Origin of the sequence: Streptomyces sp. NPDC059900 (assembly GCF_050270335.1) — a bacterium.
GTDB lineage: Bacteria > Actinomycetota > Actinomycetes > Streptomycetales > Streptomycetaceae > Streptomyces.
Genome location: NZ_JBNNJZ010000143.1, coordinates 1 through 6,965, shown reverse-complemented (window position 1 = coordinate 6,965; position 6,965 = coordinate 1). Strand labels below are relative to the sequence as shown.

The 6,965-nt window shown below is 72.1% G+C and carries 7 protein-coding genes; 4 read left to right on the top strand and 3 right to left on the bottom strand.

From position 1 onward, the window contains the following. Nucleotides 1–2 precede the first annotated feature (2 nt). Both ACQKIP_RS20260 and ACQKIP_RS20255 read right to left on the bottom strand, forming a co-directional pair. Nucleotides 3–1,244 (bottom strand): glycosyltransferase, encoded by a 1,242-nt coding sequence (locus ACQKIP_RS20260; protein WP_365855007.1) that lies wholly within the window; start codon nucleotides 1,242–1,244, stop codon nucleotides 3–5. 28 nt (nucleotides 1,245–1,272) lie between these two features. Continuing rightward, complete coding sequence (locus tag ACQKIP_RS20255; protein WP_365855005.1) at nucleotides 1,273–1,905, bottom strand: TetR/AcrR family transcriptional regulator; 633 nt, start codon at nucleotides 1,903–1,905, stop codon at nucleotides 1,273–1,275. 82 nt (nucleotides 1,906–1,987) lie between these two features. On the opposite strand from ACQKIP_RS20255, the gene ACQKIP_RS20250 reads away from it, so the two are divergent. From ACQKIP_RS20250 to ACQKIP_RS20235, 4 genes are all read left to right on the top strand, one after another. Next, nucleotides 1,988–3,034, top strand: coding sequence for a saccharopine dehydrogenase NADP-binding domain-containing protein (locus tag ACQKIP_RS20250; RefSeq protein ID WP_365855003.1), 1,047 nt, complete (start codon nucleotides 1,988–1,990; stop codon nucleotides 3,032–3,034). A 2-nt stretch (nucleotides 3,035–3,036) separates the two neighbouring features. Continuing rightward, nucleotides 3,037–3,912: an NAD(P)H-binding protein gene (locus ACQKIP_RS20245; protein WP_365855001.1), complete on the top strand. Its 876-nt coding sequence runs from the start codon at nucleotides 3,037–3,039 to the stop codon at nucleotides 3,910–3,912. Between the two features lie 160 nt (nucleotides 3,913–4,072). Beyond that, a complete protein-coding gene (locus tag ACQKIP_RS20240) occupies nucleotides 4,073–4,819 on the top strand; it encodes an SDR family oxidoreductase (RefSeq protein WP_365854999.1) in 747 nt (248 codons plus the stop codon). Nucleotides 4,820–4,935: 116 nt separating this feature from the next. Then, entirely contained in the window at nucleotides 4,936–5,490 is a 555-nt protein-coding gene (locus ACQKIP_RS20235; RefSeq protein WP_365854997.1) for a GNAT family N-acetyltransferase, read from the top strand. Nucleotides 5,491–5,551: 61 nt separating this feature from the next. Here ACQKIP_RS20235 and ACQKIP_RS20230 read toward each other — a convergent pair. Further along, nucleotides 5,552–6,965: amino acid permease (locus ACQKIP_RS20230; protein ID WP_427743641.1), on the bottom strand; the 1,414-nt coding region annotated here is incomplete at its 5' end.

Here is a 6,965-nt window from a genome sequence, read left to right as displayed (position 1 = left end):
GATCACCCGAGTCGTTCGATCGCCGAGAGGACCCGGCGCATGCCGTCCTCCCTGGCGAGAGCGGCGGAGATGTCACGGGCGCGTGCGCGCAGGGCAGGGCTGTGGACGACGTCGCCGAGCGCGGCGGACAGCCGCTCCGCGGTGAGGCGCTGGAAGCGCAGCGGACGCGGTGCGACGCCCAGGCCGTGCAGCCGGGCGGCCCAGAAGTGCTGGTCCAGCTGGACCGGGACCGGGACGGCGGGGACCCCGGCGCGCAGTCCGGCCGCGGTGGTGCCGGCGCCCGCGTGGTGGACGACGGCGGCGGTCCTGGGGAACAGCCAGGCGTGCGGCACTTCCCGCACGGTGATCAGATCGTCGTTCTCGGCGTGCAGGTCGCTCCAGCCCGCCTGGATGATTCCGCGTACCCGCGCCCGGCGCAGGGCATCGGCGAGCAGGGCGCTCAGCCGCTGTGCGTCGGCGGTGACGCAGCTGCCGAAGCCCGCGAAGACCGGGGGTGGGCCCGCTTCGAGGAAGTCGAGGAGCCGCGGCTCCGGCTGCCAGCCGGGCGGGGTCTGCGGCCACCAGTAGCCGCTGACCTCGTGCCCTTCGGGCCAGTCCGCCGGGCGCGGGACGACCCGTGGGCTGAAGCCGTGCAGGACGCTGCGCCCGCGCGGCATGGCCGGCATGCCGCCGAACCTGCGCCGTGGCAGTCCCAGTTCGCGGCGCAGTTCGGTGACGGCGGGGGTGAAGACGCGGTCGCTACCGGCCCACAGGACATGGCCCGCGAGGCGGTTGCCGTGCGATCCGAACGAGCGGGCGCCGGTCATGATCGGCGGAAAGGCGCCGGTGGGCTGCACCGGCTGGAGGTAGACGCCGATGCTCGGCAGCCGCAGCGCCTCGCCGAGCACGGCGCACGCAGGGTCGGTGACCGTGGAGCTCAGCACCACGTCGGCGCCCTGCCGCACGGCGTCCGCGACGCCCCGGGTCAGCCGGGGCATGAACGCCCGTGCCATGCGGGCCACTCGCGCCATCTCCACGGGCGGGCTCGTCGCTCTGGCCAGACCCTGGCCGCCCCGCGAGGCCAGCTCCTGGCGCGGATCGACGGGCAGGGCCCGGAAGCCGAGACCGTGGACGGTCACCGCCTGTTCGAAGCGCTCGTGGGTGGCCAGGGCCACCTCGTGGCCCGCGGAGCGCAGCCGGACGCCAAGACCGGTGTACGGAGCGACGTCGCCCCAGCTGCCTGCGGTCACGATCAGTACGCGCACCGCGACAGGATGCCAGACGGCGGCGGCCTCAGGGCCCGTCCGACGCGGCAAGCGCCGCAAGAAGACGATCGGCCTCCGCCGTCACCGAGGCGAGGGCGGCCCCGGGGTCGGGCGAGCGGGCCAGGAGCATGCCCGCCTCGCACAGCGCGCCGAACATCATCTGGCAGCGCACGTTCAGATCTCCCTCGCCGATGTGGCCCGCTGCCGCCGCGGCCCGCATGCCGCCCGTGAGGACCCGCAGCGTATGGGCGTACTCGATCGCGCGCACGGTCTCCCAGCCGAGGACCGCGGGCGCGTCGAGCAGCACGATCCGCCGGAACCCCGGATCGAGGCAGTGCTCCAGGAAGCGGTGGCAGCCGCGTCGCAGCGCGGACCAGGCGTCGGGCTTCTCGGCCGCCGCCCGCTCCAACTCGGCGGCGATCTCCTCCTGTTCGCGGACGAACACCGCGTGGAAGAGGGCCGCCTTGCCGTCGAAGTGGTGGTAGGCCGCGCCTTTGGTGACTCCGGCGGCGGCCGCGACGGCGACGATCGACGTCGTCGCGTACCCGTCCCGGCCGAAGAGCCGCTGTGCGGCGGCGACGAGTTGCGCGGTGGTCGCGTCGGAGCGTTCCGCCTGTGTACGGCGGGCAGTTGGCCGCGCTGACGGTTCCTGCGGGATCACGGTCGGCTCCTCTTGACGAACATACTCAGGGTACGTAGGTTCCGCACCAGTTGCATACCTTCGGTATGAAAGCGAGTCGAGCATGACAAAGCCGCTCTTCGCGATCTACGGAGCCTACGGCCACACCGGGCGCCTCGTGGCCGCCGAACTCCTCGCCAGAGATGCGCGGTTACTCCTGGCCGGCCGGGACGCCGCGGGGCTGAACGCGATGGCCGACGAGCTCGGCGGCCCCGCCGCGGGGGAGCGGGTACGGACCCGCACCGCCCCCGTGGACGACGCCGCGGCCCTGCGCGAGGTGATGACCGAGGCCGATGTCCTCATCCAGTGCGCGGGCCCCTTCGCCGTCACCGGCGCGCCCCTCGCCACCGCCGCCGCGGAAGCGGGCTGCCACTACATCGACCACGCCCTCGAACCCCACCACGTAAAAGGCGTCTTCGACACCGCGCAGGCCACGGCCCAGCGCACCGGCGCCGTCATGATCCCCGGCCTGAGCTTCTACGGCGGCCTCGGCGATCTGCTGGCCGGGGCGGTGTCGGACGGCATCGCGGACATCGACCGGATCGTCGTCGCGTACGCCGTGAACGGCTGGCGCCTTACCACCGGCGCCAAGAACACGGCGACCCTCCTCTTCGCCGCCACCGAACGCCTCACCTTCGGCGACGGCGCCCTGCACGCGGGCTACGTCGAACCGCGCAACGCCGTCTTCCCCTTCCCGCCGCCGCTCGGCCCGCGCACGATGATCGCGCCGTTCCCGTCGAGCGAGGTCGTCACCGTGCCCCGCCACGTCCCCGTACGCAACATCGACCTGATGCTCAGCACCAGCGCCTTCGAGGCGCAGGACGCCTTCGAGAGCGAGCACATCGGCGCGGACGAACGGGCGGCCACCGACTTCACCGTCGCCGTCCAGGCGATCCGGGAAGGCGGCAGCGCGGCCGGGCAGTTGACCGGCCACGACCTGTGGCGGGCCGGGGCGCTGGCCTCGGTCGAGGCGGCGGTGCGGATCGCGGAGGGCAGGGGCCCGGCGAAGACAGGGGTCCTCGCGCCGGGAGAGGCGTTCGCGGCGGAGCCGTTCCTGCGGGCACTGGAGCGGCGGGGCGCGTTCACGCTCACGCTGCGGGGGGAGGGGTGAGAATGCCTGCGGACGAACTGGTCCTCGTCACCGGAGCGGCGGGCGGACAACAGGGCTCCACCGGCCGCCACGTGGCGCGGCTGCTCCTTGACCGCGGTCAGGCCGTACGTGCCTTCGTGCGCACCGACGACGCGCGCGCCGCCGAGCTGCGGGGGATGGGCGCGGAAGTGGTCGTCGGCGACCTGCGGGAGATCGGGGACGTGAGCGCGGCGGTGCGGGGTGTGCGGCGCGCCTTCTTCACGTACCCGGTGACCGACGGCCTGCTCGAGGCGACCGGCACGTTCGCGGCGGCGGCCCGGCGGGAGGGCCTCGAACGCGTCGTCGAGGTGTCCCAGCTTGCGGCGGCGCCGGACGCGGGAACGCCCCGGATGCGGCAGCACTGGGTCGCCGAGGAGGTCTTCGACTGGGCGGGGGTCGGCGCGGTGCATCTGCGGGCCGGGGTCTTCTTCGAGAACCTGGACTTCCTGGTACGGGCGGGCGCCGGCCGCGAACTCGCGATGCCGCTCGGCTCCCTGGACACCGTGCTCCCGCTGGTCGCGGGGCGGGACGTGGCCCGGGTGGCGGCCGGCCTCCTCGCGCCTCCCGCGCCGCCGTGCCCCGATCCCGTGGTGCTCCTGACGGGGCAGGTGCTCACGGTGGCCGAGATCGTGGACACGTTCGGCGGCGGCCTGAAATACGTGGACGTGTCGCCGGAGGAGTGGCGCGAGAGGGCCATGACTCTCTACGGAGACACACATGTGGTGGCCCACCTGGACAAACTCTGGGAACTGTTCCGCCTGATCGGCGCACACCACGAGCTGTACGAGGTGACGCCGTCGATCGAACGCTTCGGAGGCAGGGCGCCGGGGACGCTGGCGGAGTTCGTACGGGGAATCTAGCCCGTCCGGCGTTTGAGGACGAACTCGGCGAAGCCGGTGATAACGGCCGCCGGAGGTACTTGGCCCCCGCGCCAGCGGGTTTTCGGGAAGGGGTGGGGTTGGGGAATGATCGATCAAACGGCGACCCCGTCGACCCCGACCCCGCCCTCCGGAGGATCACGTGAACCACCCCGTCACCGTAGTAACCGGCGGCAGCCGCGGTATCGGCGCGGCCATCTCCACCCGCCTGGCCAAGGACGGCCACCACATCGCCCTCGGCTACCACTCCGACGCCGACGCCGCGGAGAAAGTGGCCGCGGAGATCCGCGCGGCAGGCACGGCCTGCGTCACCGTCCGCATGGACACCGCCGACGAAGCGGACGTGGACCGCCTCTTCGAGACCGCGGCCGGGGAACTGGGCCCGGTCACGGGACTGGTGAACAACGCCGGAATCGGCGCCCCGGTGGGCCCCCTCGCAGAGGCCGACGCCACAGCCATGCGCCGCGCGCTCGACGTGAACGTACTGGGCTATCTCCTGTGCGCCCGCCGCGCGGTCCGAGACATGACGCGCAACGGCACCGGCACCGCTACCGGCGGCGGCATCGTGAACATCTCCTCCGCCGCGGCGACCCTCGGCGCCCCCGGCGAGTACGTCCACTACGCCGCCGCCAAGGGAGCCGTCGACACGATGACGATCGGTCTGGCGAAGGAGGTCGCGGCGCACGGCATCCGCGTCAACGCCGTCGCCCCGGGAGTGATCTGGACCGAGTTCCACGCGGACCCGCAGCGCCCGGCGAAGCAGGCCGCGGGCATCCCCCTGGGACGCTCGGGGCAGCCGGAGGAGATCGCGGCGGCCGTCGCCTGGCTGCTCTCGGACGAGGCTTCGTACGCGACGGGCACGATCCTGCGCGTCGCGGGCGGCAGGTAAGCCCACCCCAGACGGCAGCAGACGGCAGCAGACGGAAGCAAACAAGAAGGACAGGCAAGGTCAGCGGACCGGCCCGCCCGCCCCCGCCCGCCCTCCGGAGTCCCTACGCTGGGCGCATGATCACCCAACCCGCCCGCATCACCCCGGACGTCGTCATGCGCCGGGCAACGCTGGAGGACGCGGGCGGACTTGCCCGCACCCGGCTGCGCAGCCGCGCCCACCTGGAGCCCTGGGAGCCCACCAGGCCCGAGGACTACTTCACCACGCAGGCACAGACCGCCCGGCTCCGCGTCCAGCTGGAGGACTGCAAGGCGGGACGCGTGGTGCCGTGGGTGCTCGACCGCGAAGGGGACATCGTCGGCACGGTCACCCTGTCCGCCATCGTGCTCGGCCCCCTGCGCAGCGGAAACCTCGGCTACTGGATCGACGTGGACCACGTCGGCAAGGGTCTCGCCACCGCCGCGGTGACCCACGCCTGCACGGCCGCCGACGCCGAACTGGGCCTGCACCGCATCGAGGCGGGCACCCTCCTGGACAACGTGCCCTCGCAGCGGGTCCTTGCCAAGTGCGGCTTCGAGGAGTTCGGTGTCGCGCCGGAGTTCCTGCACATCAACGGCGCCTGGCGTGACCACCGCCTCTTCCAGCGGATCCTCAACGACCGCACACCGTAGAACGGCCGCACCCTCCGGGCAATCCGGAGGGTGCGGCCGTACGAGGGAGGTCTGCCGACCGCTAGACGATGTCCTCCGCGATCTCCGCCTGCTCCCGCTCGGACCCGTACGCCGACGGTGTGCTGTAGGAGCGCCGGGCCACGAACCACCACACCGTGGCGAGGGTGAGGACCACGGCGAGCGCGATCGACGCGTAGTTCATCGAGTCGACCGTCACCGGCGAGACCTGCGGCAGGCAGAACAGGACCGTCACGAACGCCACCCAGATCACCGCGATCCAGCCGACGGGCTTGCTCCAGCGGCCCAGGTTCCACGGGCCCTTCTCGAAGCGGTCTCCCGCCCGGAGCCGCAGGAAGATCGGAATGGCGTACGCGGGCGTGATGCCGATGACGTTGATGGCGGTCACGGCCGTGTACGCGGTCGTCGAGTACAGGGACGGCAGCGCGATCACCGCGGCGAGACCGACCGAGAGCCACACCGCGGGCACCGGCACCTGGGTGCGCGAGCTGACCTTGCGCCACACCTTCGAGCCGGGCAGCGCGTTGTCACGGCTGAACGCGAACACCATGCGGCTGGCCGCGGCGGTCTCGGCGTTGCCGCAGAACAGCTGCGCCACGATGACGATGAGCAGCAGGGCGGTGGCGCCCGCCTCGCCGATGGCGTCGATCATGATCTGGGCCGGCGGCACACCGGTCTCGGTGGCCTGGGTGCCCGCGTAGTCCTGGATCGCGAACGTCAGACCGGCAAGCAGGATGAAACCGGCGATCCAGGAGGCCCAGATGGCGCGCACGATGCCGCGCGCCGCGGTCACCGAGGCGTTGGAGGTCTCCTCCGAGAGGTGCGCGGAGGCGTCGTACCCGCAGAAGGTGTACTGCGCCAGGAGCAGGCCGATCGCCGTGACGTAGAGCGGGTTGTCCCACCCGGTGTCGTTGACGAACTCACCGAAGACGAAGCCGGGGGACTGGTGGTGGTCCGGCACGATCGCGAGGACACCCACGATCACGGCGACACCGGCCACGTGCCACCACACGCTGATGGAGTTCAGCAGACTCACCAGACGCACGTTGAACAGGTTCAGTACGGCGTGCAGGAGCAGGATGCACAGGAAGATCACAAAGGTCTTCTCCGGCGTGGGCGTGAAGCCGAACTTGAGGTTCAGGAACGCCCCGGAGAAGAGTGCGGCGCCGTAGTCGATGCCGGCTATCGCGCCGAGCAGGCCGAGCAGGTTCAGCCAGCCCGTGTACCAGCCCCAGCGGCGCCCGCCGAGCCGGTCGGCCATGTAGTAGAGGGCCCCCGACGTCGGGTACGCGCTGGTGACCTCGGCGAGTGCCATGCCCACGAAGAGCACGAAGAGGCCGACGCCCGCCCAGCCCCAGAGCATGACGGCGGGGCCGCCGGTGCCGAGCCCGAAGCCGTACAGGGTCATGCAGCCGGAGAGGATGGAGATGACGGAGAAGCTGATGGCGAAGTTGCCG